The sequence below is a fragment of the Candidatus Thiodictyon syntrophicum genome (assembly GCF_002813775.1).
Lineage (GTDB): Bacteria > Pseudomonadota > Gammaproteobacteria > Chromatiales > Chromatiaceae > Thiodictyon > Thiodictyon syntrophicum.
Map to the genome: position 1 here is coordinate 6,650,810 of NZ_CP020370.1, position 25,644 is coordinate 6,676,453.

25 protein-coding genes and 1 tRNA gene are annotated in these 25,644 nt (G+C 65.8%); 9 read left to right on the forward strand and 17 right to left on the reverse strand.

Going from position 1 to position 25,644, the window contains the following annotated elements:
- Positions 1-227: 227 nt before the first annotated feature.
- The 5 genes from THSYN_RS37525 to THSYN_RS28485 form a co-directional block, all read right to left on the reverse strand.
- Positions 228-410 carry a type II toxin-antitoxin system MqsA family antitoxin gene (locus THSYN_RS37525; RefSeq protein WP_100922101.1) on the reverse strand — a complete coding sequence of 61 codons (183 nt, stop codon included), beginning with the start codon at positions 408-410 and terminating at the stop codon, positions 228-230.
- A 52-nt stretch (positions 411-462) separates the two neighbouring features.
- On the reverse strand, positions 463-678 hold the full coding sequence (locus THSYN_RS28470; RefSeq protein WP_157817992.1) for a toll/interleukin-1 receptor domain-containing protein: 216 nt from the start codon (positions 676-678) through the stop codon (positions 463-465).
- 25 nt (positions 679-703) lie between these two features.
- The gene (locus THSYN_RS28475) at positions 704-883 is read right to left on the reverse strand and encodes a hypothetical protein (protein WP_100922102.1); all 180 of its coding nucleotides are present in this window, start codon (positions 881-883) and stop codon (positions 704-706) included.
- 59 nt (positions 884-942) lie between these two features.
- Positions 943-2,412, reverse strand: a complete 1,470-nt coding sequence (locus THSYN_RS28480; RefSeq protein ID WP_100922103.1) for a polysaccharide deacetylase family protein — start codon at positions 2,410-2,412, stop codon at positions 943-945.
- A 244-nt stretch (positions 2,413-2,656) separates the two neighbouring features.
- Entirely contained in the window at positions 2,657-4,003 is a 1,347-nt protein-coding gene (locus THSYN_RS28485; RefSeq protein ID WP_100922104.1) for a polysaccharide deacetylase family protein, read from the reverse strand.
- Positions 4,004-4,283: 280 nt separating this feature from the next.
- On the opposite strand from THSYN_RS28485, the gene THSYN_RS36355 reads away from it, so the two are divergent.
- Positions 4,284-4,820, forward strand: a complete 537-nt coding sequence (locus THSYN_RS36355) for a DUF2934 domain-containing protein (protein WP_100922105.1) — start codon at positions 4,284-4,286, stop codon at positions 4,818-4,820.
- A 198-nt stretch (positions 4,821-5,018) separates the two neighbouring features.
- Here THSYN_RS36355 and THSYN_RS36360 read toward each other — a convergent pair whose 3' ends face one another.
- A complete protein-coding gene (locus tag THSYN_RS36360; RefSeq protein ID WP_236848734.1) occupies positions 5,019-7,241 on the reverse strand; it encodes a peptidoglycan-binding protein in 2,223 nt (740 codons plus the stop codon).
- A 425-nt stretch (positions 7,242-7,666) separates the two neighbouring features.
- Here THSYN_RS36360 and THSYN_RS28500 point away from each other — a divergent pair, with 425 nt between their 5' ends.
- From THSYN_RS28500 to THSYN_RS28515, 5 genes are all read left to right on the forward strand, one after another.
- A complete protein-coding gene (locus tag THSYN_RS28500) occupies positions 7,667-8,050 on the forward strand; it encodes a hotdog fold thioesterase (protein WP_100922106.1) in 384 nt (127 codons plus the stop codon).
- Between the two features lie 486 nt (positions 8,051-8,536).
- Positions 8,537-10,375: a sodium:solute symporter family protein gene (locus tag THSYN_RS28505; RefSeq protein WP_100922107.1), complete on the forward strand. Its 1,839-nt coding sequence runs from the start codon at positions 8,537-8,539 to the stop codon at positions 10,373-10,375.
- Between the two features lie 24 nt (positions 10,376-10,399).
- On the forward strand, positions 10,400-12,223 hold the full coding sequence (locus THSYN_RS28510) for a sodium:solute symporter family protein (RefSeq protein ID WP_418219899.1): 1,824 nt from the start codon (positions 10,400-10,402) through the stop codon (positions 12,221-12,223).
- 73 nt (positions 12,224-12,296) lie between these two features.
- The gene (locus THSYN_RS35040; protein WP_172965352.1) at positions 12,297-12,467 is read left to right on the forward strand and encodes a symporter small accessory protein; all 171 of its coding nucleotides are present in this window, start codon (positions 12,297-12,299) and stop codon (positions 12,465-12,467) included.
- Positions 12,457-13,926: an alginate export family protein gene (locus THSYN_RS28515; RefSeq protein WP_172965353.1), complete on the forward strand. Its 1,470-nt coding sequence runs from the start codon at positions 12,457-12,459 to the stop codon at positions 13,924-13,926. Before THSYN_RS35040 ends, THSYN_RS28515 begins: the two co-directional genes overlap by 11 nt.
- A gap of 262 nt (positions 13,927-14,188) precedes the next feature.
- On the opposite strand, the gene THSYN_RS28520 is transcribed toward THSYN_RS28515, so the two are convergent.
- The 11 genes from THSYN_RS28520 to THSYN_RS28570 form a co-directional block, all read right to left on the reverse strand.
- Positions 14,189-15,373: an ISAs1 family transposase gene (locus tag THSYN_RS28520; protein ID WP_100917659.1), complete on the reverse strand. Its 1,185-nt coding sequence runs from the start codon at positions 15,371-15,373 to the stop codon at positions 14,189-14,191.
- A 180-nt stretch (positions 15,374-15,553) separates the two neighbouring features.
- Positions 15,554-15,937: a nucleotidyltransferase domain-containing protein gene (locus THSYN_RS28525; protein WP_100922109.1), complete on the reverse strand. Its 384-nt coding sequence runs from the start codon at positions 15,935-15,937 to the stop codon at positions 15,554-15,556.
- Positions 15,934-16,158 (reverse strand): hypothetical protein, encoded by a 225-nt coding sequence (locus THSYN_RS28530; protein ID WP_216644642.1) that lies wholly within the window; start codon positions 16,156-16,158, stop codon positions 15,934-15,936. Before THSYN_RS28530 ends, THSYN_RS28525 begins: the two co-directional genes overlap by 4 nt.
- A 21-nt stretch (positions 16,159-16,179) precedes the next feature.
- Positions 16,180-16,407 (reverse strand): hypothetical protein, encoded by a 228-nt coding sequence (locus THSYN_RS28535; protein ID WP_100922110.1) that lies wholly within the window; start codon positions 16,405-16,407, stop codon positions 16,180-16,182.
- Positions 16,408-16,585: 178 nt separating this feature from the next.
- Positions 16,586-16,661, reverse strand: a tRNA-Thr gene (locus THSYN_RS28540).
- A gap of 369 nt (positions 16,662-17,030) precedes the next feature.
- Complete coding sequence (locus THSYN_RS28545; RefSeq protein WP_100922111.1) at positions 17,031-18,158, reverse strand: FAD:protein FMN transferase; 1,128 nt, start codon at positions 18,156-18,158, stop codon at positions 17,031-17,033.
- Between the two features lie 180 nt (positions 18,159-18,338).
- Positions 18,339-19,277, reverse strand: a complete 939-nt coding sequence (gene secF / locus THSYN_RS28550) for a protein translocase subunit SecF (RefSeq protein ID WP_100922112.1) — start codon at positions 19,275-19,277, stop codon at positions 18,339-18,341.
- 28 nt (positions 19,278-19,305) lie between these two features.
- Positions 19,306-21,162 (reverse strand): protein translocase subunit SecD, encoded by a 1,857-nt coding sequence (secD, locus tag THSYN_RS28555; protein ID WP_100922113.1) that lies wholly within the window; start codon positions 21,160-21,162, stop codon positions 19,306-19,308.
- A gap of 93 nt (positions 21,163-21,255) precedes the next feature.
- On the reverse strand, positions 21,256-21,594 hold the full coding sequence (gene yajC / locus THSYN_RS28560; RefSeq protein ID WP_100922114.1) for a preprotein translocase subunit YajC: 339 nt from the start codon (positions 21,592-21,594) through the stop codon (positions 21,256-21,258).
- Between the two features lie 96 nt (positions 21,595-21,690).
- Positions 21,691-22,806 (reverse strand): tRNA guanosine(34) transglycosylase Tgt, encoded by a 1,116-nt coding sequence (gene tgt, locus THSYN_RS28565; RefSeq protein WP_100922115.1) that lies wholly within the window; start codon positions 22,804-22,806, stop codon positions 21,691-21,693.
- 223 nt (positions 22,807-23,029) lie between these two features.
- Positions 23,030-23,767: an HAD family hydrolase gene (locus tag THSYN_RS28570; protein ID WP_100922116.1), complete on the reverse strand. Its 738-nt coding sequence runs from the start codon at positions 23,765-23,767 to the stop codon at positions 23,030-23,032.
- Positions 23,768-23,894: 127 nt separating this feature from the next.
- On the opposite strand from THSYN_RS28570, the gene msrA reads away from it, so the two are divergent.
- From msrA to THSYN_RS28585, 3 genes are all read left to right on the forward strand, one after another.
- Complete coding sequence (msrA, locus tag THSYN_RS28575) at positions 23,895-24,431, forward strand: peptide-methionine (S)-S-oxide reductase MsrA (protein ID WP_100922117.1); 537 nt, start codon at positions 23,895-23,897, stop codon at positions 24,429-24,431.
- A 236-nt stretch (positions 24,432-24,667) separates the two neighbouring features.
- A complete protein-coding gene (locus THSYN_RS28580; protein WP_100922118.1) occupies positions 24,668-24,943 on the forward strand; it encodes a type II toxin-antitoxin system TacA family antitoxin in 276 nt (91 codons plus the stop codon).
- Entirely contained in the window at positions 24,936-25,451 is a 516-nt protein-coding gene (locus THSYN_RS28585) for a GNAT family N-acetyltransferase (RefSeq protein ID WP_236848735.1), read from the forward strand. The genes THSYN_RS28580 and THSYN_RS28585 overlap by 8 nt, the downstream gene beginning before the upstream one ends.
- The last annotated feature ends 193 nt before the right edge of the window (positions 25,452-25,644 follow it).

A 25,644-nucleotide genomic window follows, 5' to 3' on the forward strand; every position in this document is an offset into this window, starting at 1 on the left:
GCCATAGTTTGCCAGGACCGTCGAGCTTTGTCGCGTAGGCTTATGATCGTCGGCGAGGCATTCATCCGACTCCCGGCCATCCCGCTGGCCGCGCGGTCGCTGGTCCGCACAGCGGACCCTACGGGCGCGCAGCCTCCCCGTAGGGTCCGCTGTGCGGACCGGGCGTGGCTGGCCGAAACTACGTCACGCCGTCCGCGAGGGGGCTAAGAACAGGGGGGGCTAAACGGTTACCTTTCCCGCGGGACCGACGCGTTCGCAAGCTGCCAGTCTCCAATCCAGTCTTCACCGCACTGGTTACAGACCAGGGCCGGCACATGGCGCACCACGACGACACCGAACCCGAGGTCAGCGGTAAAGGTGGTCAGCCCCTGGGTTCGGGTGCCGCCACACAGTGGGCATACGGGGTTCATCCGCGAAACCCAAGAGACACGAAAAGAAAACACCCGTTGGGATCAATGTGAGTCACCCACCTGGTAGCCAACGCCCCAGGATCGCAGTAAGTTGCGGCAACCGGTATCGAAGGCTTCCTGAAAATCGATCATGCCATTGCTGTGCCCCCAGAATATTGGTTTCGCTGTACCAGACAGGAATGCCATGGCGGCGCAATTCGGCTGTCAGGCTGGCTGCGAAGTCGCGATCGACGCTCGAATGCGACAGGAATACCTCTTTTGGAATCATGCTGTTGAAGACCAAGCGAGATGCGCTAAGCAGCTTCTTTGAGCAATTGCGAGATCTCTCTGAGCCCTTTTTCGTCGCGCTCCGGGTCCGCCAGGTAGATCGTGTTGAGTCGTGAAAAAACCCACGGAATCTCTTCTCGGGGGACCTCGTCAGGAGAGCCGGCAATAACGGCAATCAGCTTGTTCTTGTCAACGGCGTAGGCCATTACCGCCGGTAGGTCGTGCGATAAGGCGCCGCTCCCGCGGGCGCGGGAGCGGCGTCCGGCTAGCCGAAGTCGTAGCGGATGATCTCCTGCACCCGGCGGCAGATCTCGCGGCCGTAGTCGGTCCATTCGCCCTGGCCCCAGTAGCGGAAGCAACTGGTTTGGGAGGCCATCAGGTGGAACAGGGCGTTGCGGTAGTGGGGGTCGTCGGTGGCGACGCCGGCCTTAAGGACCTTTTCATAGAAGAGGGCGCTCGCCTCTTCCATGGGGCCGAGCACGTTGTCATAGCCCTGGACCCAGGAGAGGTTGCTGGTCCAACTGCCGCCTTCCATGTGGAAGCGGCCGTCTTCCTGCTTCAGTTTGGCAATCACCTTGGCCAGGACCTCGGGGCCGTCGCCGGGCTTCATGCGCGCCCAGATGCGGTCGTGGAAGAGGGGCTGGACGGCGGGGAAGTCGGTCTCCTCGAGCCCCATGCCGAAATGCAGATGCTCCAGGTATTCGCTGGCGTTCATCATGGGCACATCGGTGTGGCTGGCAGTGCGTGCCACTTCCATGAACTTGCCGGGGAACTCGTTCATCATGACGCCGCCGTTCTCGCCGTCGGCGATCTGGGTGACGAGCGGCGGGATCGAGTGGCCGGCCAGCTCGACCCGTTGGAGCCCTTGGGCCTCGTACCAGGGCTGCATCTGGGCGACCAGCTTGGTATCGGACCCCTGGGTCTTGATGATGGCGGTGATGCTGGCGGTCTCGCCCCGGGAGTTGGTGCAGACCAGCCGGTGGGGGATGTGGGGACGCTCCAGGTTGCGGCCGTTGCTGACCTGCTGGACCGTGTGTTCCTGAATCAATACCCATTGGAAGCCGCAGTCGACCAGGGTCTTGACGAATGAATAGGCGAGATCCGGGTGGTTGGGCAGGGCCATCTCCGAGGGGGAGAAGCCGCGCACCCGCTCCAGGGCCTCCCAGCCGAAGATGGCGGCGAAGTGGTGCTGGAAGGCGCGTACATGCAGCCGGAAGTCCTGCTCCGGGGTGGAGGGCGCGACCGCGTGGCCCCAGGGCATGCCCAGCCATTCGACGGTCCAACTGTAGTCCGGGTTGCAGGTGATGTTCTTGAGCGCGTCGATGACGTGGTGTTCGCCCATCTTGCGCAGGCCGTGGAGCAGGGTGCCGGAGTATTCCAGCATGACGCGGGGGGACTTGCCCTCGCCGACCAGTTGGGGAATGAACTCGCCCATTCGCCGGTAGCACCAGATGAAGGCCGGGGCGTTGTAGTTGTCGCCGATCCCCTGGTTCTCCATCATGTATTGCAGGTTGCTGATCAGGGCCGCGGTGTGCAGGTCGCCGCCGCCCGCCGGGATCAGGGGCTGGTGCTGATGCAGCGCGATGGCGGCGGCGGCCCTGATGTTCGCGAGATCCAGGCCCCCGCGCGGGGCGTACAGCGGCTTGGCCCGGCCGGCGGCGACGACCTCGGCGACCTTGGCCTCCTGGCCGCTGATGTTGGGCACTTCCCCCATATATTCAGGCAATGGATTCAACAAGGTAATCTCCTGTGGGTGACCCCGAAGCGATGGGGCGCGGTGAACGGGTGAAGCGGTGCTTGGCAGGTTGCGCGCCGCTGGTGGTAAGTAAGGATTCAAAAGCAAGCTAAACACAACATAATCGTTGTCGTTGTCGTTGTCGTTGTCGTAATCGTAATCGGAGAAGCCATGCAATTTGGCGTGCGAGAGAATCCGAGGCGCTACGATAACCTCGATTACGACAACGACAACGACAACGACTCTATTTATCGTCAGTCTGTCGCAACGCTGCTTGGGGCTCTGGTGCGGCTTCTGCAACCGGGACTGAACTTGACTCAGCGACGGCGATGTCCACCGCCGCCGCGGGTTCGGGAGTCGACTCGGGTGTTGGGTCCGGCGTCACTGTGGCATCGTCCTCCGCCACGGCCGGCGGCACCTCGAGGTCGATCCGCGCCAGGGTGTCCCGGACGGCCGCGAGGTCCTCGTCGGCCCGCGGCACCCAGTCCTCGCCCCAGTAAAGGTTGCAACTGGTCTCGGCGCGCAGCAGGTGCCACAGGGCCTCGTCGAGGGCCGCCACCCGCGGACCCTCCGTGATCCCCTGTTCCCCGTTGAACCAGCGGGCGTCGTGGATGACCTTGCTGGTGCGCGCGTAGGCGGCGAGGGTGTCCTGTTGCGCCTGGGAGCCGGTCCACTGGGTGAAGTCCCGGCCGTGGTGCCAGCCGGTGTTCCAGGCCCCGGTGCGGACCCTGACCTCACCGTGGACGCCGTGGACGTTGAGGTAATCGGAGATGAAGGTGGGGGAGATGCCGGCGGTGCCGGCCCGCACCCGCGCGAGCAGCGGCAGGTAGAAGGCGGTCCAGAAATTGGCCCCTTCGGTCACGTTGCGGAACCAGCCCCCGTTCTCGCCGTCGGTACAGGTGGTCACGAGCGGCGGGAAGTCGCACCACTTGGTCCGCTCGGCCACCTCGGCGAGGAACCAGTCCAGTTCCATGCCGGACTCCTGGGCGTCCGAGAGGTCCCGGTCGCGGACGATGACGGTGATGCTGTCGTCCCCATAGCGCGCCAGGTGCGGGCGGTAGCGCAACTCCTGCCAGCTCATGTCGGTCACCGGCTCGACGTGTTCGCTGTCCACCAGCACATAGCGGTAGCCGCAGGCGCGCAGCAGCGGGATCAATTCCATCGAGAAGCCCATCTCCGGGGGCCAGAATCCCTGAAAGCGCGGGCGCCACAGGAGGTGATGGGCGATGCCGAGCCAGCGGTTGAGGTGCTCCTTGCGGTCGGCTTCGGGGATCAGGGGCAGGACCGGGTGGTAATAGCCGGTCCCCAGGACCTCGAACAGGTCCTGGTTCTGGAAGTGCCAGAGGAGCGCCCCGCAGTCCACGATGCCGTAGACCTGTTCCTGGAAGGCGGCGTCCGAGAGGGTCTCCAGCAGGGTGCCGGAGAGCGACAGATGGACCCGGGCCAGCGCCTCATGGCCCCACAGCACGCGCGGGATGCGGTCCATGGCGAACAGGATCTCCTTGGCCTCCCAATGCTGGTGCTCCAGCAGGTGCTGGAGGTTACCGGGCGGCTGGTGGAGATTGAGCACGAGCGCATGGTGGGCAATCATCGAAGGACCCCGGGAGGCTTGAGTTGGGCCGCAAGGATAGCAAAGCGGGCGGGTGACACACAGGGAAAAGCCGACCGGACTCGCCCCGCCCGGTCCCGCGGGGGTCGCCGGCCAGTTCCGACCAAAACGACAGGAGATTGGCCTTTAGGCCAAAAGTTTGTGTATTCTACGGACCTGGCGGCGAATAGCTTGAATCAATCCCTACCGATCCCGCCCCCGCAGGGGTCTTGATCGGCCACCACCGGCGGTCACGCCAAGCAACTTCAAAGAGGCGAGCGACATGGCTGACAACAAGAGTGTAACCAAGAAGACGGCGGTCAAGCCGTCCGCCCCTCCCGATCCGAGACCCGCCGCCGCCCCCGTCACCAAGAAGACCGTGGCAAAGAAGGCGGTCGCGGAGTCCGTCAATCCGGCCCCATCGGCGCCCGCGCACCAGAGTGCCCATCCGGCCGCGCCGACGATGACCAAGGCCGCCGCCGCCGCTGCTGCCGCCAAGGCCACGACGGCCCTGGACCAACCGGCCGCGGCGCCGGCACCGGTGAAGGCCGCCAAGAAGGAGGTGGCGAAGACGGGGGGGCCCGCGAAGGCCCCCGCCGCCAAGCCCAATCCGCAGCCGCCGCTCGAAGAAAAGCCGGTGAGTCTCCAGCACCTGGCCCAAGTGACGCCGGAGCAGCGCCAGGACATGGTCCGGGAGGCCGCCTACTACAAGGCCGAGAAGCGCGACTTCACCGGCGGAAGCGACGCCCAGGACTGGGCCGACGCCGAGCGCGAGATCGACGAGTTGCTGGCCAAGGCGCGGGAGATCTTCGGCGGCTGATCCTTATCAGGAGAGGAGCGGGGGCGTCCCGCCCCCGTGCCCCCGGCGGCGCGGTGGAACCCCGGGCCGGGAGCGGCGTGCTCTCGTCGCTCGTTCCCACGCGCGAACAGGGGAATGCAGTGCGGGCGCTCCGCGTCCGGTCTTGGCATTGACCGGTAGCCGGTCCCGCACCCGTTTGCCGATGCGTTTGGGGGGTTTTCAGTACACAAGCGGCCTGGGGCGGCTCACCCGCCGGGGGATCTGGGGGCCGTCATCATCCGCTTGCCCGGCGCTGAGGGTCTCGCACAGCGAAGCAGTCTGGGTCCACCCGTTGAACGCACAGTGGGGGCCGGACAGGGGCAGAAAGATCTCCGGCCCCAGCGGCGGCAGGCCCAGCAGGTTCAGTGTCACGGCATCCAGCACACCATCGGTTTTCCGCAGGCCGTTGCGCAGTTGGAAGCTGTTCAGCGCCGTGATCGTCGTCTTGTCCGCCTTGCCGGCGAAGGCGATGGTCTTGTATTCGACATGGGTCCGGCGCTTCTTGTCCCGCCGGACCACTTTCTGGGTCGGCGCCGTCAGTAGCCCCTGCGCGGCCAGCGCGGTCTGCACCGCGGCAATCTGGGGCGCCGCCCACCGCTGCGGCCCGGCCGGCATTTTGCGGATGCGGGTAAGGTCAGGGGCCGCGGCGCGGGAGGCCAACTGGCCGGACTGCAATTGGTCATAATGGCTGAGTCGCTGGTCATAGATCTCCAGCGCAATCCGCTCGGCCGGCATCAGCAGGTTCCGATGCGCCGGATCATCCGGCTCGGCCTTGCCGGCCTGCTTGCGGAAATCGTGCAGGGCCTTCTGCACCTGGGGGTGGCTGGTGCTGACCTCCTGCAGGTTTGGGGGCAAGACCCGCAGGTGCTGCAACGCCGCGCGCGCCGACGGCGGCAGCGTAGCCAGCGGTTGGTCCTCACCCTGGCTCACCAGGGCGGCGAGGCGCTGCCGATACTGCCGTGTTTCGTCGGCGCCCAGTGGACCCGTAACCAGCGCCTCGGGTAGCACGACGGTGCGGCCGTTGTCATGGCGAAACTCCGTCGGCTCCGACACCTGCTGCGGATTGAAGGCCCGCTCCGGCAGATCGCCCCCCTTGAGCCCGAACCCGACCCCATACTTGGCCCGCACCAGCGCCGGTTGGTCTTTGGCGCGAACGCGCCGTGCCAGATTCTCCAGGAACCCGGCCCAGGTATAGGGCTGGGCCTGCCCTTTGCCGTCGCGATAGAACATCCCCAGGTTACCCGTCACCGTCGCAGAGTTGGCGGGCAGGCCCCACTGCGACGAGACCGGCGGCGGTGTCGGCGGGAGTTGCGGAAACGCCGGCGCGGGTTCGGCGGCGAAGGCACGCATGGCCCGCAGGGCGGCCTCGGCCCTCATCATGGCCGCGGCGCTGTCGCTTGCCGCCGGGTCCGGTCTGGTTTGACTCCAGGTCAAGGGATCGACCCTGATCATCGGGTCGGGCAATACCCTGGGGGCACGGGTTGGATCGGCCTGCCGCCTGGGGGTGCGGGCGTCCCGCCCGCCCATCCGGGAACCGGCGGGCGAAAGACCCGCGCGCCCAGGGATGAGGACCGCGCGGGTCCTGGTCGTAGACCTGGCCAAGGTCGACGCGCCCGGCGGCGCTGCCGAAGGCGCAATCCGGGACCCAAACGCGGGTTCCGCGGCCGCCGGGGGCAGGGTCAGTCGTGCGGCCTCGGCCCTCATCGTTGCCAACAGGTCGTCCGGCGCCAACAAGTCCGGCTGTTCCTCCAGGGTGGGCGTCGGCACCTCGACCGGCTTGACACACAGGGTATCGCGCGCCGCTCCCCGGGCCAGTGCCAGCACCCGTCGGCCCTGTCCGGCGCCGAGAAAGTGGTAGAGATAGTCCTCTTCCGGGGTGGTCGCGCCGGTGTCGAGGCTCAGATAGTGTTTGGCAAAGGCCAGCACGGCGAAGTTGTGACGCAGGAGCTGGAGTTCCTCATCCTCCGCTCCCCGCTTGCCGTCCGCCGTTTCCGCGATGATGCCGCGCACCTGTGCGTCCGCGAAGGGACCATCCCCCAGGTCCATGCGTTCACGGCCCGTCAGCGCATCGGCCTCGCTCGCGGCCAGCAGTTGCGCCCCGAATTTCTTGATGATGCCGTGGAAGGTTGCGGGCAGGAACTGCCAGACCCCGGTCGCCGACCCCAGACTGCCGTTCTTGAGGGTGGGGCGGACGTGGTCGTTCCAGGTATAGGCGCTTTCCATCTCCCCGGTGGCGATGGCCTGCCCGAGACTGGCCTGCGCGCGCTCGGCGACATCCAGCAGAATGAGCAACTGGCGGGGTGACACGTCCTGCGCCCGGTCATAATTGCGCGACTGGCGCTCCGACAGGGCGCGATAGTCCGCCAGCGCGATCTGCGCCGGACTCCCGTTCGCCGCATCCACGGCGGAGGGCGCCGACGGTTCGGCCGCCGAGGCTGATGACAGCGCGAGTGCGGCAGCAGCCACCGGGCCGCGGAACCTTTGGTGTCTTATCGGAGTGTACCTAACATTACTAAACTATATCAGCGCTTTGCAGTATAAGCCCGCCAGCGAAGAAAACAAGTCACGGCGCTCTTGACGTGCTTCAGGCGACACCTTAAGAAGGGGCGCACAGGGGCACTGCCATTAGGTCAAGGCGCACTCGCCGACCGCGTCGCCTCTGCCTGGAGTCCAAGGCTTCAGCCTTGGCGCGTTCCAAGGCTGAAGCCTTGGACTCCAGGCTGGTGCATCGCACGGTTGCCTGACGGAAAATACGGCCACCTTGTCCCGGTCTCCCCGAGGCCGTCGTCGTCCAGTCCCAACCCCGACCGCCGCCCAGGAGCGCCGCCATGCACCCCATCGTGGACCCATCACACTTGGACCCCTTCATGATCTCGCTCGGCTTCGCGGGCGAGGTCACGGCCCCGGGGGAGGCGCGGATGCGGGTGCAACTGCGCCCCGAGCACCTGAACAACTGGGGCTCGGCCCACGGCGGCCTGCTGTTTACCCTGGCAGACGCGGCCTTTGCGCTGGCCTCCAACTCGCACGGGCCGCTGGCCGTCTCCCTGAGCGCACACATGGAATATTTCAAGCCGACCCGGGTAGGCGACACGGTGGAGGCGGTGGCGCGGGAGGTCAGCCTGACCCGGCGCACCGGGGTCTATCAGGTCGAGGTGCTCTGCGCCGGGGTCTTGGTCGGGCTCTTTACCGGGACCGTGTACCGCAAGGGGTGAGTCGCTCGGCCCTGACGGGGGTGCGATCAGAACTGATGTGGTGACCGAGATCCCGGGGATGCCGTCGTTGTCGTTGTCGTTGTCGTAATCGAACAGTCCGACCACGAGCACGACAACGACAACGACAACGACGCCCGGTCCGCGGGAACGTCCGGTTGCTGTAGGGTAGGCATCGCGTACCCGGCTCCGGCGGTCGCCGCAGTTGGGCGAGTACGCGATGCGTACCCTACGATGCGTGCGTTGATACATCAGTTCTGATCGCACCCTCCCCACGGCGTCCATGCACACGAAGTGATGGTGGTGTTCGGCTCGCATTACCTTAAGAACTCGTTGGAGTTTGCCCGCCGCGTCACAAATCCGAAAAAATATTCGCTTTAACTGCGCCAGGTCTAAAAAACGACCGATAAACCTGAGTTATCCTGCCGCCCGGCGGCCCCGCGTGGGCCAAACATCATCTTGGTGCAGAAATACAACAGGGGGGCTGGCGTGGCTGGACATTCCGCGGTGGGTTGGGTCGATATCGTCGTCATCGTCGGCTACTTGCTGACCACCGGCTATCTGGGCTGGCTGGGTTATCGGGGGACGCGCACGGCGGCGGACTTTCTGGTCGGGGGGCGCAGTGCCCACCCGCTCATCATGGCGGTCTCCTACGGGGCGACCTTCATCTCCACCGCGGCCATCGTGGGCTTCGGCGGGGTCGCCGGCATGTTCGGCATGAGCCTGCTGTGGCTCACCTTTCTCAATATCGGGGTGGGCATCCTCCTGGCCTTCACCGTGCTCGGGGAGCCGACCCGGCGCCTGGGGCACCACCTGGGCGCCCACACCTTCCCGGAACTGTTGGGGGCGCGCTATCAGAGCAAGGGCATCCAGGTCCTGGCCGGGCTCCTGATCTTCATCTTCATGCCGCTCTACGCGGCAGCGGTGATGACCGGCGGCGCGGTCTTTGCCGCGACCGAGTTCGGGGTGGACTTCGAGGTGGCGCTCCTGGTTTTCGCCTTGATCACCGCCGCCTACGTGATCCCGGGCGGGCTCAAGGCGGTGATGTATACCGACACCTTCCAGGGTATCGTGATGATCGTGGCCATGATCTACCTGCTCTGGTTCACCTACGCCTCCCTGGGCGGGGTGAGCGAGGCGCATCAGTACTTAACCGGCATGGCCGACCTGGTCCCGGCGCCCCTGCAGGCCATGGGCCATCAGGGCTGGACCACCATGCCCAAGTTCGGCTGGGGTGCGCCGGACTATGACCTGTGGTGGACCGTGATCACGGCCATCATCCTGGGGGTCGGCATCGGCGTCCTGGCCCAGCCCCAGTTGGCCGTGCGCTTCATGACGGTGCGCAGCCGCCGGGAACTGGATCGGGCGGTGCCGATCGGTGCCGTCTTCATCCTCCTGATGACCGGCACGCCGTTTGCTGTCGGCAGCCTGTCCAACGCCTGGTTCGCCCAGCACGGGCCCATCCTCAAGGGCCAGGTGGTAAAAGAGATCGACCCCGCCAAGTCCCACGCCCTGGTCGGCCTGATGAAGGAGTCCAGCCCGGGTCGCTGGGAGCCGGTCATCAACCCCAAGACCAAGCAGCCGGCGATGGCGCCCATGGTGGTGTCCGGGCATGAGAGCGCCCAGGACGCCCAGGGCGCGCCCCTGGACCTGGTCAGCGGGCGCGCGCCTTCGGTGGTCTATGCCAAGGGTGAGGTCGACCAGATCATCCCGGCCTTCATCACTACGGCCTTACCGCGCTGGTTCGGGCTGGTCTTCTTCCTGTGTCTGCTGGCGGCGGCCATGAGTACCCTGTCGAGCCAGTTCCACACCATCGGCACCGCCGCCGGGCGTGACCTCTATGAGCGTATTACCGGCCGGCACGGCAGCGAGCCGAGCGTGCTGGTGATGCGTATCGCCATCATGCTCGGGCTCCTGATGTCCGTCACCATCAGCTACAACGTGCGCGAGGAATACGTGATCGCCCGCTTCACCGCGATCTTCTTCGGGCTCTGTGCCGCGACCTTCCTGCCGGCCTTCGTCGGCGGGCTCTATTCGCGGCGGGTGACCCGCGTCGGGGCCCTGGCCTCGATGATCGTCGGGCTGGGGGTCTCGCTCTTCTGGCTGTTGCTGGTCAAGTCCAAGGAGGCCGCGGCCATCGGGCTGGTGCAGCAGGTTACCGGGGGCAAGACCAGCATCCTCATCGACTATCCCAATTGGCCGATGGTCGATCCGGTCGTCGTGGCCCTGCCGCTGGCGCTCCTGACGCTGATCCTGGTCAGCGCCTTCACCAAGCCGGCGGACGCCGGACACCTGGACCGGTGCTTTCCCCGCACGCCGGACCTTTGACCCTGAATCGGTATAGATCTGTCAATGAACGCGAATCTGACCTGGATCGATAGCATCGTCATTCTCGGCTACCTGCTAGCCACCGGCTATCTGGGTTGGCTGGGGTACCGGGGGACGCGCACGGCGGCCGATTTTCTGGTCGGCGGGCGCAGTGCCCACCCGGTGGTGATGGCCGTCTCCTACGGGGCGACCTTCATCTCGACCGCGGCCATCGTGGGCTTCGGCGGGGTCGCCGGGATGTTCGGCATGAGCCTGCTGTGGCTCACCTTCGTCAACATCCTGGTCGGGATCCTGCTGGCCTTCACCCTGCTGGGTGAGCCGACGCGGCGCCTGGGCCACCACCTGGGCGCCCATACCTTCCCCGAGCTGCTCGGCGCCCGTTATCAGAGCAAGGGCGTCCAGGTCTTCGCCGGGGCCCTGATCTTCCTCTTCATGCCGCTGTATTCGGCGGCGGTGATGACCGGGGGGACGGTCTTCGTCGTCGCCCAGTTCGGGGTGGACTTCGAGGTGGCACTGCTGCTCTTCGCCCTGATCACCGCCGCCTATGTGATACCCGGGGGGCTCAAGGCGGTGATGTATACCGACACCTTTCAGGGCCTGGTCATGATCCTGGCCATGGTGTATCTGCTGTGGTTCACCTATTCCAGCCTGGGCGGGGTCACACCGGCCCATCAGTATCTCACCGACATGGCCGACCTGGTGCCGCCGACGCTCAAGGCCATGGGGCACCAGGGCTGGACCGCCATGCCCGTGTTCGGCTGGGGTGCGCCGGGCTATGACCTGTGGTGGACGGTGATCACGGCCATCATCCTGGGGGTGGGCATCGGCGTCCTGGCGCAACCCCAGTTGGTGGTCCGCTTCATGACCGTGCGCAGCCGTCGGGAACTGGACCGCGCCGTCCCCATCGGTGCCGTCTTCATCCTGCTGATGGTCGGGACACCCTATCTGGTGGGCAGCCTGTCCAATGCCTGGTTCGCCCAGCATGGACCCCTGCTCAAGGGCCAGGTAGTCACGCAGATCGACGCCGCCAAGGGCCATGCCCTGGTGGGGCTCATGAAGGAGTCGAGCCCCGGCCGCTGGGAGCCGGTCATCAATCCCAAGACCAGCAAACCGACCGTGGCGCCCATGGTCGTCGCCAGGCGAGAGGCGGCGCAGGACGCGGCGGGCCTGCCCCTGGAACTGGTCAGCGGGCGTTCGCCCGCCGTGGTCTATGCCAAGGGCGAGCCGGACCGGATCATCCCGACCTTCATCACCACCGCCCTGCCGCGCTGGTTCGGGCTGGTCTTCTTCCTGTGCCTGCTGGCGGCGGCCATGAGTACCCTGTCGAGCCAGTTCCACACCATCGGCACCGCCGTCGGGCGCGACCTCTATGAGCGACTGACCGGTAAGCCGGGGCGGGAGCCGAGCGTGCTGGTGATGCGCATCGCCATCGTGATCGGGCTCCTGATGTCCGTCACCATCAGCTACAACGTGCGCGAGGAATACGTGATTGCCCGCTTCACGGCCATCTTCTTCGGCCTGTGCGCCGCCACCTTCCTGCCCGCCTACGTCGGCGGGCTCTTCTGGCGGCGGGCGACCCGCGCTGGGGCCCTGGCCTCGATGACGGTCGGCCTCAGCGTCTCGCTCTCATGGCTGCTGCTGATCAAGGCCAAGGAGGCGAGTGCCATCGGCCTGGTGCAGTGGGTCACGGGCGGCAAGACCAGCCTGCTGGCCGACTATCCCAATTGGCCGGTGGTCGACCCGATCATCATCGCGCTGCCGCTCGCGATCCTGACCCTGGTCCTGGTCAGCGTCCTGACGAGACCGGCGGATACGCGGCACCTGAATCTGTGCTTTCCCAAGACTTAAAGCGTGCAGAGCCCGCACCGCAGTGGGGTGCGGTGCTCCCAGTCAATCCACCCGAACGCAATCGGAGACAACAATGCTCGGTATCCCAGACCCCATGGTCCTGGCCGCCTTTCTGGGCTGTATCGCGGTGGCCGCGATCAGCGTCATCTATGGCTTGGTGCGGCGTAATGCCGCGGTCGATGAGGTGACCCGCGAGGATCGCGCCTGGGCCATCGAAGAGAAGAAGGTGGAAGATGAACTGTAACCACTTCCGCAGCGCCGCGGCGGTCCTGTCCCTGGCGTTGGGCGCACTTGGCACCCTGGCTTCCCAAAGCGCGGCGGCCGATCAGACCTACGGCAAATTCAGCTTCGGTGCGGACACCCGCCTGCGCGAGGAGTACATCGGCAACCTCGGGCTCAACGAGATGACCCTGACGCCCAGGGGCGCCTCTACCGGGCTCGCGAACCCCACTGCGAACCGCGTCTTTCAGCGCTATCGGTTCCGCGGGTGGGGCCAATGGGCCCCCAGCGAGCACTTCGCGCTGGCCGCCCGCCTGATGTGGGAGGGCCGTCACTATACCCTGCCCCCGAAGAGCGCCTTCACCCCGGCGTCCTTTCCGCCGGGGATCGCATTCGAGCCCTGGTATGTCGGCGGGGTCCTGTTCGATGTCCTGACGCTCGATTTCAAGAAGATCGCCAACACCGGCCTGTCACTTAAGGTCGGCCGCCAGGATGTCATCCTGGGCGACGGCTGGCTGGTCTTGGACGGCACCCCCATCGACGGCTCGCGTACCATCTATATGGACGCCGCCCGCGCCACCTGGGCGGTGGACTCGCTCAAGACCACCTTCGACCTGATCTACATCAACAATCCCGCCAATACGGATAACTTCCCCAAGCCCTTGAACGGCGATATCGAGGACCAGACCGAGCAATACGAGCAGGGCACCATCCTCTATGCCCGCAACAAGTCGCTGATCAAGGACACGAATCTCGACCTGTACGCCATCTACAAGGGCAACCGGCCGAATTACACCCCCCGCAACATGCGCGTGAACAACGGCTATCCCTTCTCCTCCCCGCCGGACGACGGACAGGTCTATGCCGTGGGTCTGCGCATCAACTCCAAGCTCTCGCCACACTGGAACCTGAGGGCCGAGGCCGCGGGTGAGTGGGGTGCCAACCGGGTCAATTTCGACGCCGTCAATCAGGACATCTCCGCCTTAGGCTTCAACGGCCGCCTGACCTACGCCTTCAACGACAAGCTGGCCAACCGCGTGCACGTCGACCTGGAGTACCTCTCCGGCGACGACCCGAACACCAAGAACAACGAGGCCTTCGACCCACTCTGGGGGCGCTGGCCCCAGTGGAGCGAGTTGATGATCTACCAGTGGCCCCTGGACAGCCGGGTCGGCCAGGCCACCAACCTGATCCGCGCCAACCTGGGCTGGATCGCCAAGGTCCACCCGACCACCGAGGTCCTGCTCGACTACCACGCCCTGTGGGCCGACCAGCAGAGCGTGCGCACCCTGAGCCAGTTCTACAACATCAGCCACGACGGCAACTTCCGCGGCCATCTCTTCACCGGGTGGGTCAAGACCAAGTTCAACAAGAACCTCTCCGGCCACCTGGTCGCCGAGTACCTGGCCCCGGGCGACTTCTACGCCGTCAACCGTCAGGACGGCTCCTACTTCCTGCGGGCGGAGATCGTCTTGGCGTTCTGAGTACCTCCGGCGGTGACCGCTGCGGCCGCTGCCCCACCCGATCGGCACCCAGTGGCGTGGTTGAGAAAATCAACCACGCCAAGCCCTTAGTCAGATACTCGTCAAAGCGGGTCAGCACCCGCGCCTGATAGTCTAAATCGCGCAGCGGCATGGCGGGCTAAGTCTCCGTATCGCCGAGAAAAGCGGCCACATGCTCCAGCAGGGCCGTCACCTCGGCGACGGCGGCCGGGCGGTCGAGCACTTCGTCCGCAGGGCAATCGCATCACGCTACACTAATATTCGGAGAATCTGATACACGTGTTTTTGGCTTGGCATCCGGTGCTTCAAAAAGCAGCTTCGTCAAGTAGCGTTCATCCCAACCGGCCTTCAAGCGTTTGTTCTTGATGCCGAGCTTGGTGTTGTCGTTCTTCAGCCGCGTCAGCGCGATGTGGCGCAGTACGGCCAGGTTCTCGCGGGCGCCCGGTTCGCGCACGCGGCAGTCATCCTCGCGGAAGGCCACATCGAGACTCCAATGCAGATCGTTCTCCACGCCCCAGTGATCACGCACGGCACGGGCGAAGCGGGCCACGTCGGTGGCGATACTGCCGATGTAGAAGCGAGTTTCGCGGGTGATCTTGCCAGCGACTTCGCGCTGCGACTCGACCATGCCGATCATGTTCATGCCCTTCCACAGGGCGCTGCGCGGTACGCCGGAGAGATCACCCAAGGTCCGGTAGCGGCGGGTCTCCACCCGTCCATGGCCATGCTCGTGGGTTTCGTGCATCTGCGTGTCGACCCCCGCGTAATCCCGCGCGTCGGCATCGATAAACGCCTCCTCGACTTCGGTGGCCAGCGTGCCCTGGTTGCCCTTGAGCGCCAGCACGTAGTCGGCCCCCTGCTCGATGATCTGCTCGGCGATCTTGGTCTGACAGCCCATTGCATCAATGGTGACGATGCAGCCTTGGAGACGCAGCAACGCCAGCAACTGCGGGATCGCCGTGATCTCGTTGGACTTCGCGTCGGTGGCGACTTGCCCAAGGACGACGCGGTTGGCCGTCGCCCACGCGCTGACCACGTGCAGCGCGGCCAGACCCTTGGCCCGATCGTGGGAGCGGCGCAGCGTCTTGCCGTCGATGGCGATGATCTCGCCGGGGATCACTTCACGAATCGACGCCACCCAAGCGCGAAAGCACGTCTCGAATGCTTCCGGCGCCAGCAACCCGAACACCCGCCCGAACGTGTCGTGGGCCGGGATGCCCTTGGGCAACTCCAGAAACTGCGCAAACCACGGCCGTTTCGTGCGTCCGAACTGCGCGATGGCCACCCAGCCGTCCGCGCCGCAGAGCGTTGCCGCAATGGCGATGACGATCATGTCGATCAGGTTGTGGTGGCGCTTGATCGGGCAGCGCGGGTCTTCCAGCGCGGAAAAATGCCCGGCCAGCGACCGATCCAGGGTTGTTTCGCACATCGTCGCCACTCCACAAGACAGAAAAGTCAGTGGATTGTCACGTGATCCTCGTGTTTCGTCTAACAGTAATTGCTAATTATCTGATGCGATTGCCCTGACTTCGTCCGCGTCTGGATCGCCTTCCTCGTAGCGGGCCTGGAGAGATCCCGCCTCGCCAGCCGCAACATAGAGGCCGCGTGCTCAGTCTGTGCCATACAGCACCCGACCTTCGCGCAACGCCCGCGCAACCACGTGGTTCAACGACCCGCGCCAACGCTCCGCCTCGGCGCGGGTGTACAGCAGCAGGTCCTTGGACACCGGCATATCGCCGAGCGCCTGATACAGGCGCGCCGCCTCCCCTATCCGGCTGCGGCCCAGGCCGAAGGGCTCGCGCTCGATGATGAGCAGGTCCACATCGGAACCCACGCCGGCCTCGCCGCGGGCCCGCGAGCCGAACAGGATAATGGCCTCCGGGTCGGCCTCGCGAACGATGATGTCAACCATCTGGCGCAGAACCTCGGCCTCGTTGAACTCGGGCTCTGCCGGTAACGGCAACGGCGCAGCGGCGGCGTGTGGTGTGCTCATTGGGGCCTCTCCACGCGGTACAGGGCGAAAGGTAAGGGCGCAAAGGCCACCTCGCAGGGGAGTTTGGCATCCTCCAAGACCCGCTGGGAGACGAACCGGGCCGGGGCATAGACCAGGTGCGGCTTGTCCGGCTTGGCCTCGGCGATGGCCTTGGCGCGCGAGAGTGTCAGGGCCGCGTCACGGGACTTGAGGAGATGGTCTTGCGCGTCCGCGCCGGGCACGGGCGCGCTGCGCTCGTCCCCTCACTGGGTGTCGGTCAGTTCCAGCCGCCGCTCTACGCGGTTCATGCGCCGCTTCAAATCGTCAACGTCGGACTTGCTCGCGTAGACCGCCGCAGTCAGCCCTGCCAGTTGTTGGCCCACGGCGGATAACTGCACGCTGTTGCCGGTGACCTCCCGCTTGAGGTCCGCAAGGTCCGACCGGATCGCGCGCAGATGCTCAAGAACCAGGCTTTCAATTTCCGCGGTCATGGCGTCCTCCCCTTGTGCAATTGGTGGCGGCGCGGGCCTGCCGCTGCGTGGACCGACGAACGGGCGTACCAGCCCCGAACAGGGCCTGACGGGTGCGGTTGGTTACCCCCAGCGTTACCCCGGCGGGGCTTTCGGACAGTCAAAAAGATCGGCGCTGCGCCTGACCACTTGTTTTTATTGGAGCCGGCACACGGATTCGAACCGTGGACCTGCTGATTACAAATCAGCTGCTCTACCAACTGAGCTACGCCGGCGGGTGACAGGGACCCGCGCCGGGAGTGGGTCCCGGAGTAGGCAGGTCTGGGGGGCAGTTTACCGCGATCGGCTAGCCAGGCGAAGGGGATTGAAGTATGCCCTTCCCGGGCGGGGACTCCTGCCTGGCACCTGGGGGTTCACCGACAAGCAATGGAGCTTTACCTACTGCGTGAGTAAGGTCGTCAGGGTGGGCTGCGGTATCCAGACGGCCTCCGCCTTCACGCCCACCTTCTCCAGTTTGGATCGGTCTCGGTGGTGCCGCCTTGATCATTGGTCCGGCCGCCGACCCTCGCGGCGCAATGCGCCTCACACAGGCGATGCGGACCCGCCCGGCCGAGCGGGGGCGGGACGCGACACGTATCAACGCACTAATGCACCAAGTCCGCAGCGATCCGCGCGAAGGCGGTGCTGGTGACTTCGCGCAAGCCCCGATCCTCGCGGACGATGAAGTAGGCGGCGAGTCCCTGGGACTCGGCCAGGGCCAGCCCCCGCTCCTCCCCCATGACGATCAGGGCCGTCGCCAGGCCGTCGGCGCGTCGGGCGCTGTCCCCGCCGCCTGGGGCCACGACACTCACCGAGGCGAGGCGCTGCTCGACCGGGTTCCCGGTCCGGGGGTCGATGTGGTGTGAGTAACGCTTGCCCGCCGCCTTGAAGAAGTTGCGGTAGTCGCCGGAGGTGGAGACGGCACTGTCGGTGAGCGGCAGGATGCGCTGCACCGCGCGGTCACTCGGGTCCGGCACCTCGATGGCGATCCCCCAGGCAAGACGCTTGGCATTGTTGCCGCGCACCCGCATGGTGCCCGCGACCGCCGCCATATAGTCGGTCGCCCCGAGTGATTCCAGATAGGCGGCCATCCGATCCGCCCCCTCGCCCTCCCCCAGGGCCGAGACGTCGATATAGATATCGCCGCGCTGTCTGCGGATGGCGGGCGGGTCGGCGCGCAGCTCGAGCTTGTCGTAACCCACGCGCTCACGGGCCGCCGCGATCGCTTCCGCGCTGGGAACCGCGTCCGCTTTGGGCTGGGGTCCGAAGCCCCAGAGGTTGATCAGCGGACCCACGGTGATGTCGAAGGCCCCGTCGGACAGTCGGCTGAGACGCTGGCCCTCGGCGAGGACTGCATAGAGTTCGCTCGAGATCGGCACCCAGTCGGTGCTGGGGTTGCGGTTCAGGCGGGACAGCTCGGACTGCGGGTCATAGGTCGAGATCGCGTCGATCACGCCCTTCAACACCAACTCCACCCCGGCCTGCAGGGTCTGTGCGTCGAGACCGGCCGGCGGCCGGGCCACCTTGACCGCATAGTAGGTCCCCATGGTGGGACCCGTGACCTCGACCTGGGGGTCGGTCGGCGCGCCGCAGGCGGCCAGCAGGGCGCCGACGGCCAGGGCCAGCCAACCGACAAACCTGCGGCGAGACCATGTCGTCTGTGCCCCTCGGAGGTACGGCGAAACCTGGTCGACAGCCCCCGCAATATCGCCGATTACACGATAATGAAGCATGTTCACAAGTGATTAGGAATTAGACAGGATCAACAGGATTTTGCAGGATTAACAGGATAAATAAAGCTGGATATCCAGCACAGGCGATATCCTGTAAATCCTGAGAAATCCTGTTAATCCTGTCCATTTCCCAAGCTCACGGTGATGCGCGAATGGTATCGGGCTTTGGGCTTTGCGGCACTAAGGCCGCGCATCCACGCCCGGGCCTTCCTTGGGCGGCGGCAGCAGGTCCGCGCGGCTGATCCCCAGCAATACCACCGAGCTGCTCGCCACATAGATGGACGAGTAGGTGCCGGTGACGATGCCGACGAGGAAGGCCAGCGCAAACCCATGAATGACCTGGCCGCCCAGGAAGAACAGGGCAAGCACCGCCAACATGGTGACGCCGTGGGTGATGATGGTCCGCGACAGGGTCTCGTTGATGGACAGGTCGACCACATCGATGACCGTGCCCTTGCGCACCTTGCGGAAGTTCTCCCGAATCCGGTCGTAGATCACGACCGTGTCATTGAGCGAATAGCCGATGATCGCCAGCACCGCGGCCAAGGCGGTCAGGTCGAACTCGATGTGGAAGATGGAGAAGACGGCCAGTACCACGATGACGTCATGGACTGTGGCGATGACCGCACCCACCGCAAAGCGCCATTCAAAGCGGATGGCCACATAGATCAGGATGCCGATCAGGGTGTAGAGGATGGCGAGCCCCCCTTGCTCGACCAACTCCCCGCCGACCTGCGAGCCGACGAACTCGACCCGGCGCAGTTGCACCTTGCCCACCTCGGGGTCGGTGCTGAGCGCGGCGATGACCCGGTCGCCCAGCGTGGAACCGGTGCCCTCGGCGACCGGGGGCAGCCGGATCAGGACCTCGCGGGTACTGCCGAAGTGCTGTACGCCGGCCTCCTTGAAACCGCCCTCGGCGAGTGCCGAGCGCACCTGGACCAGGTTCGCGGGCTGCGCGTAGCCGACCTCGACCACGGTACCGCCGGTGAAGTCGAGCCCGAAGTTGAACCCGAGAAAGATGAACGAGGCGATACCGATCAGGTTTATCAGCGAGGACAGCCAGATGGCCGGCCAGCGGATATACATGAAATCGATATTGGTGCGCTTGAAGAGTTCCATGACTCGGCTCCCGGTTAGTCAGGCAGGTTCAGATAGGCAGGCTGGTGAGGCGCCGGTGGCCGTACATCAGATTGACGATGGCGCGGCTGCCGATCACGGCGGTGAACATGGAGGTCAGGATGCCGAAGAAGAGCGTGATCGCGAATCCCTTGACCGGCCCGGTACCGAAGCTGAACAGCACCACGGCCGCGATCATGGTCGTGACGTTGGAGTCGATGATGGTCGCCATGGCCTTGTCATAGCCGGTATAGATCGCCGCCTGGACCGAGTTGCCGTTGCGCAACTCCTCGCGGATACGTTCATAGATCAGCACGTTGGCGTCCACCGCCATGCCCACGGTAAGCAGGATACCGGCGATGCCGGGGAGCGTCAGGGTCGCCTGAATGGCCGACAGGATGGCGACCAGCAGGACCACGTTGGCGAGCAGCACCAGGTTGGCGATCATCCCAAACACCCGGTAATAGACGCCCATGAAGGCGCACACCAGTAGGAAGCCGACCACTACCGAGCGCACCCCCTTGTCGATATTGTCCTGACCCAGGCTCGGGCCCACGGTGCGCTCCTCGACGATCTGGATGGGGGCGGCGAGTGCCCCGGAGCGCAGCAGCAGGGCGAGATTGTGGGCCTCGTCGGCACTGTCCAGCCCGGTGGTCTGGAAGCGCCGCCCGAAGGGCTCGCGAATGGTGGCGACGCTGATCACCTCCTCCACCTTCTCGGTACGCTTCACCGGCTTGCCGTCCACCTGCTTGGTGGTGGTGCGGTTCTCGATGAAGACCACGGCCATGGGCTTGCCCACGTTCTCGGTGGTCATCTCGCGCATCCGCCGGCCGCCCGGTGCGTCCAGACTCACGCTGACCATCGGGGTGCCGCTCTGCGAGTCGAAGCCCGAGGAGGCATCCGTGATCTGGTCGCCGGTGGCGATCACCCGGCGCTTGAGCAGCACCGGCTGACCCTCGCGGGTCTTGTAGAGCCGACTGCCCACCGCCGCCCGGCCGGCCTCCGCGTCGGCGGCACTGTGTTCGGTATCCACCAGCCGGTATTCCAGGGTGGCCGTGGCCCCCAGGATCTCCTTGAGGCGGCCCGGGTCCTGGGCGCCGGGCAGTTGCACCACGATCCGCCGGTCCCCCTGGCGGGCGATGATGGGTTCTGCTACGCCGAGGGCGTTGACGCGGTTGCGCAGGGTGGTGATGTTCTGCTGGAGCGCGAAGTCCTGTATCTGCTTCTGCTGGGCCGGGGTCTGGGACACCGTCACCAGGAATTCACCGTCTTGCTCCAGGGTCTGCATCTTCAGATCCCGGAACTCCTTGGCGATGACCTTCTCTCCGGCGTCCCGCGACGCGACCTCCGCGAACTTGACCACGACGCGCCCCTTCTCGCGGCCGACTGTGACATAGCGCACCTTGGCGTCACGCAATTGGGTGCGGATGTCCTCCACATAGCGCTCCAGCGACTGGTCCAGGGCGGCGTCCATGTCCACGTCGATCAGCACATAGATGCCACCGCGCAGGTCCAGCCCCAGATTCATCGGCCGCAGGCCCAGCGCGCGCACCCAGCGGGGCAGGTCGGCGGACAGGGTCAGGGCGCTGCGGTAGCGGTCGGAGAGGGTGTTCTCGATCGCCTCCTCGGCGTGCAACTGGTCCCCGGAACTGGCGAACCGCAGCAGGAGTTTGCCGCCGGCCAGGGTATCGATGCGCTTGACCGGGACCTGGGCGGCCTCCAGGGCGGCGCGGATCTCCCCGGCCGTGGCCTCGGTCACATGGCCCCCACGGACGGCCGCGACCTCGATGGAGGGGTCCTGAGAGAAGATGTTCGGCAAGGCCAGCACCAGGCCGGTCAGGACGATGCCCAGGATCAGCAGGTTTTTCCACAGGGGATATTGGTTCATCGCACTTCCAATCGCTCAGGCGGCAGACAGGGTCGCGGGGAGTCGGGGGGCGGCCACCGGCGGCCCCGACCTGAAATCAGGGGATCGACCCGCTCAGAGGTCCTTCAGGGAACCCTTGGGCAGCACGGCATCGACGGCCGCACGGCGAACCTTGACCTGGGTGCCCTCGGCGATCTCCACCAGCACGAAGTTGTCGCCCAAGTCGGTGACACGCCCGGCGATACCGCCCAGGGTGAGCACCTCGTCACCCTTGGTCAGCCCGTCGACCATCCGCTTGTGCTCCTTCTGGCGCTTGGACTGGGGGCGGATCAGCAGGAAATAGAAGACGACCGCGAACAGCACCAAGGGCAGCAGGGTGAACAAGGGGTCCGACATGGACCCGGCGCCGGCGGCCGCGGCCTGGGCGTTTGCATCGGAAATCAAGAAGCTCATGGGGGTTTCCTGGTGGTTACCGGATGTTTGTAAGAGGCCGGGCCGGCACGCGACCGGCCGCAACCCGGGCAAAAACAGCCCCGCATTATAGCGCACTCACCCCGGGGCCGCTGCTCGCGGCGCACGCAGGTCCCGAAACTCGGCGATAAACCCCTCGAGCGTCCCCGCCGCGATGGCGTCGCGCAGCCCCCGCATCAGGGCCTGATAATAGTGCAAGTTATGAATGGTATTGAGCCGGGCGCCCAGGATTTCGTGACATTTATCCAAGTGATAGAGATAGGCACGGCTGTAGTTGCGGCAGGTGGTGCAGTCGCAGCGGGGGTCGAGCGGGCCCTCGTCGGTGCGGTGGACGGCGTTGCGGATCTTGACCGTGCCCTGGTGGGTGAAGAGCCAGCCGTTGCGGGCATGGCGGGTCGGCATGACGCAATCGAACATGTCGATGCCGCGGCAGACCGCGGCCACGATGTCCTCGGGGGTGCCGACCCCCATCAGGTAACGGGGTCGATCCGCCGGCAACCGATCCGCCAGGAAATCCAGCACCCGCAGCCGGTCCGCCTCCGGCTCGCCCACCGAGAGCCCGCCGATCGCGTAGCCGTCGAAGCCGATCTCCACGAGCCCGGCGAGCGAGCGCTCGCGCAGCGACTCGTGCATCCCGCCCTGGACGATGCCGAACAGGGCCGCGGGGTTGTCGGCGTGCGCCGCGCGCGAGCGGGCGGCCCAGCGCAGCGACAGTTCCATGGAGGCGCCGGCCGTGTCGAAATCGGCCGGGTAGGGCGTGCACTCGTCGAAGATCATGACGATATCCGAGCCCAGGGCGCGCTGAACGGCCATGGACTCCTCCGGCCCCAGGAACACCGGGCTGCCGTCCACCGGGGAGCGGAAGCGCACCCCCGCCTCGGTGATCTTGCGCAGTTCACCCAGGCTGAAGACCTGGAAACCGCCGGAGTCGGTGAGGATCGGCCCCTCCCAATGCATGAAGCGGTGCAGGTCCCCGCAGCGGCGGATCACCTCCACCCCGGGGCGCAGCATCAGATGAAAGGTGTTGCCCAGCACGATCTGCGCCCCCAGGGCGATCAGCTCCTCCGGGGTCATGGCCTTCACCGTGCCGTAGGTGCCGACCGGCATGAAGGCGGGGGTCTCCACCACTCCGCGCGGGAAGGACAGGCGGGCGCGGCGGGCCAGATCCTGAGTGGCGAGCAGGTCAAATTCCATTGTGTTTCTTCGCCTTCATTTGCGGACTCATGCCCTCTTTAGGAACCAATGCGTCGTGATCAGCGTCGTGCCTGAGCAACCGCGCCCAGGCTCGGAATGCGCCGCCAGAGCCCGAAGGGGCCTGACATACCAGCCCAGGGCAACGCCCTGGGTGGTGCGCGAGAGAGTGTCCAGCCCTGAAAGGGCGTGACATAAGGCCGCCCCGCCGAGTGCTCGGCTCACCTTAAGCGTCATCCGCGGACGGCCTACCGCCTCCCGAGATGTCGAGCCAAGCGGCGAGTTGGTGCAAATCGGTAATGGTCAGGGTCGGCGGGGCCAGGTCGTCCGGCCAAGTGCGCCCCAGGCGGTTGATCCAGATCGCCTCGATCCCGATGCAGCGCGCCGCCTCCACGTCCAGGTAGGGCTCGTCACCGACGTGCAGGCACTCCCCGGGGCCGGTACCGGTAAGACGCAGGGCGAGATCGAAGACGATCGGGTCCGGCTTGGCCGCCCCGGCCCGGGCGGCGGTGATGTGGTGGTGGAAGAGACCGGCGAGCGGGGTGAGTTCCGGGTCCGCGTTGCCGTTGGTGATGGACACCAACTGGTAGTCCGCCGCCAGGCGCCGCAGCACCGGCGCCGCGTCCGGGAAGGGCTCGATGCGGTTGCGGTGCGCCATGAAGACCGCCAGGGCCTGCTCGCCCAACCGCCCCGCCAGGTCCGGCGGGTAGCCCAGCCCCTCCAGCAGGGACACGATCGACAACTGCCGGGCCAAACCCAGATCGTGGGCGATCCCCGGGCGCTCCGCCATCAGCCGGGAGCGGTGCTCGCGCAGTGACTGGCGGTCATGGAGCGCGGCCAGGCGCGGCGCGTGCCGGGCGAGCCAGTCCAGCAACGCCTCCTCGGCGGCGCGGATCACCGGCTCGCAGGGCCAGACGGTGTCGTCGAGATCCAGGGTAATCAGACGAAAGCGGGGTTGGAGCATCGGATGGAATCGCGCGGTGGGGGCGCCCATTGTGCCAGTCGGCGGCGGGGTGCGGCCAGCCGTCGGTTGAATTCGGTGCGCCGCACCGGCACCTGACGCTCAACTGCAAGACAACGAGGACACGACGATGGCGAGCGAGACCGCAACCCTGGGCGGCGGCTGTTTCTGGTGCGTCGAGGCCGCCTTTCTGGATCTCAAGGGCGTCACCGCGGTCGTCTCCGGCTACGCCGGCGGACCCCAGCCCAACCCCACCTATAAGCAGGTCTGCACCGGCAGCACCGGCCACGCGGAGGTCGTCCAGGTGACCTTCGACAACGCAGCGATCGACTACCGGACCATCCTGGAGGTCTTCTTCACCGTCCACGACCCCACCACGCTCAACGCCCAAGGGGCCGACGTGGGGACCCAATACCGCTCCGTCATCTATTGGCACACGGATGCGCAGCGCGAGACCGCCCTCGCGGTCATTGCCCAACTGACCCGCGACGGCGTCTGGCCCAATCCGATCGTCACCGAGGTCGCCCCGCTCCCGACCTTCTATCCGGCCGAGGACTATCACCAGGACTATTACCGCCGCAACCCCTACCAGGGGTATTGCCAGGCGGTCATCTCACCCAAGCTTGGCAAGCTGCGGCAGAAACATCGGGAATTGCTGGTGGCCTGAAGCCCCAGGAGTCCAAGGCTTCAGCCTTGGCGGGGCTCGGAGATGGATCGGGTGCTGTCCCGGTTCTCCCGCAGCGAGGCAAGAAACCCAGGCAGTGCCGCAGCCCCGTTCGGCAGGATCGTCTTACACGGTTGCGGGACCCTGTAGCTGCGTCACAGCAGCGGGCCGCGAGACGAGCAAGGAACGACGATCTCACGCATACTTGCCCCTATGTTCCTCGTAAAGGAGATGACGCCATGATCAAACACGCCAGACTGGAGGCCAGGGTTACCCCGGAAACGCACACCCTACTGAAACGGGCGGCCGAGATTCAAGGGCAGACGGTCTCCGACTTCGTCGTCGCGGCGGCCCGTGAGGCGGCGATGCAGGCGATCGAGCGGGAGGAGATCATCCAACTCTCCGCGGAAGGTCAGCGGCGTTTCGCCGCCGCGCTGATCGAGCCGCCGCCCCTTGCGCCGGCACTGGAACGTGCCATCGTGCGGCATGCCGACCTGGTGGGTCCGCTTGAGTAAGCCGCCGGTCTGCATCGAGCCGCTGGGTCGTCAGGATCGCAGCGGCTTTGATTGCGGTGCCAAGCCGCTCGATCTGTATTTCCGTACCCAAGTCTCCCAAGATATCCGCCGCCGCCTCACAGCATGTTATGTGGCCATCGCGCAGGACAGCGGCCGGGTCGCCGGCTTCTATACCCTTTCCGCCGGCCAGGTCCCGCTCCCCAGTCTGCCTCCCGACTTGCGGAAAAAGCTGCCGCGTTATCCCGCCGTCCCGGTCGTGCGGCTGGGGCGTTTGGCGGTGGACAGAGACTTCACCGGGCGCGGATTCGGCGCCGCACTCCTTGTCGATGCCATCAAGCGGGTCTTGAGTTCCGACATTGCAGCCTTCGCGATCCTGGTCGACGCCAAGGATGCACCGGCTTGTGCCTTCTATCGACATCACGGGTTCATCGACCTGGTCGAACCAGACAGCACCCTGGTCATGCCGCTGGCGGGGGTCGCGCGGCGACTTGACCTTTCCTTGGGCTAAACGGCGGCGTCAGTTCCGTTCATGGACCTGGGGCACCTCCGGCGAGACAAGATGCTCAATTAAATTATTTTCCGACGCCGGACTTAATCGAGCCGGAGAGTAAGCCGGGTTCTCATCGCGGGTTAGACAGACGTTGGTGTTCTCTGTTGCCGCCTGGTTTCCCGGCGGTGCCACAATATCTCTGCCATACAAC

Excerpts from the sequence above, each read along its gene's own strand:
- THSYN_RS37525 (WP_100922101.1), bottom strand. The coding sequence starts at position 410 with ATGAACCCCGTATGCCCACTGTGTGGCGGCACCCGAACCCAGGGGCTG.
- THSYN_RS28470 (WP_157817992.1), bottom strand. The coding sequence starts at position 678 with ATGATTCCAAAAGAGGTATTCCTGTCGCATTCGAGCGTCGATCGCGAC.
- THSYN_RS28475 (WP_100922102.1), bottom strand. The coding sequence starts at position 883 with ATGGCCTACGCCGTTGACAAGAACAAGCTGATTGCCGTTATTGCCGGC.
- THSYN_RS28485 (WP_100922104.1), bottom strand. The coding sequence starts at position 4,003 with ATGATTGCCCACCATGCGCTCGTGCTCAATCTCCACCAGCCGCCCGGT.
- THSYN_RS36355 (WP_100922105.1), top strand. The coding sequence starts at position 4,284 with ATGGCTGACAACAAGAGTGTAACCAAGAAGACGGCGGTCAAGCCGTCC.
- THSYN_RS28500 (WP_100922106.1), top strand. The coding sequence starts at position 7,667 with ATGCACCCCATCGTGGACCCATCACACTTGGACCCCTTCATGATCTCG.
- THSYN_RS28510 (WP_418219899.1), top strand. The coding sequence starts at position 10,400 with ATGAACGCGAATCTGACCTGGATCGATAGCATCGTCATTCTCGGCTAC.
- THSYN_RS35040 (WP_172965352.1), top strand. The coding sequence starts at position 12,297 with ATGCTCGGTATCCCAGACCCCATGGTCCTGGCCGCCTTTCTGGGCTGT.
- THSYN_RS28515 (WP_172965353.1), top strand. The coding sequence starts at position 12,457 with ATGAACTGTAACCACTTCCGCAGCGCCGCGGCGGTCCTGTCCCTGGCG.
- THSYN_RS28520 (WP_100917659.1), bottom strand. The coding sequence starts at position 15,373 with ATGTGCGAAACAACCCTGGATCGGTCGCTGGCCGGGCATTTTTCCGCG.
- THSYN_RS28525 (WP_100922109.1), bottom strand. The coding sequence starts at position 15,937 with ATGAGCACACCACACGCCGCCGCTGCGCCGTTGCCGTTACCGGCAGAG.
- THSYN_RS28535 (WP_100922110.1), bottom strand. The coding sequence starts at position 16,407 with ATGACCGCGGAAATTGAAAGCCTGGTTCTTGAGCATCTGCGCGCGATC.
- THSYN_RS28545 (WP_100922111.1), bottom strand. The coding sequence starts at position 18,158 with ATGCTTCATTATCGTGTAATCGGCGATATTGCGGGGGCTGTCGACCAG.
- secF (WP_100922112.1), bottom strand. The coding sequence starts at position 19,277 with ATGGAACTCTTCAAGCGCACCAATATCGATTTCATGTATATCCGCTGG.
- secD (WP_100922113.1), bottom strand. The coding sequence starts at position 21,162 with ATGAACCAATATCCCCTGTGGAAAAACCTGCTGATCCTGGGCATCGTC.
- yajC (WP_100922114.1), bottom strand. The coding sequence starts at position 21,594 with ATGAGCTTCTTGATTTCCGATGCAAACGCCCAGGCCGCGGCCGCCGGC.
- tgt (WP_100922115.1), bottom strand. The coding sequence starts at position 22,806 with ATGGAATTTGACCTGCTCGCCACTCAGGATCTGGCCCGCCGCGCCCGC.
- THSYN_RS28570 (WP_100922116.1), bottom strand. The coding sequence starts at position 23,767 with ATGCTCCAACCCCGCTTTCGTCTGATTACCCTGGATCTCGACGACACC.
- msrA (WP_100922117.1), top strand. The coding sequence starts at position 23,895 with ATGGCGAGCGAGACCGCAACCCTGGGCGGCGGCTGTTTCTGGTGCGTC.
- THSYN_RS28580 (WP_100922118.1), top strand. The coding sequence starts at position 24,668 with ATGATCAAACACGCCAGACTGGAGGCCAGGGTTACCCCGGAAACGCAC.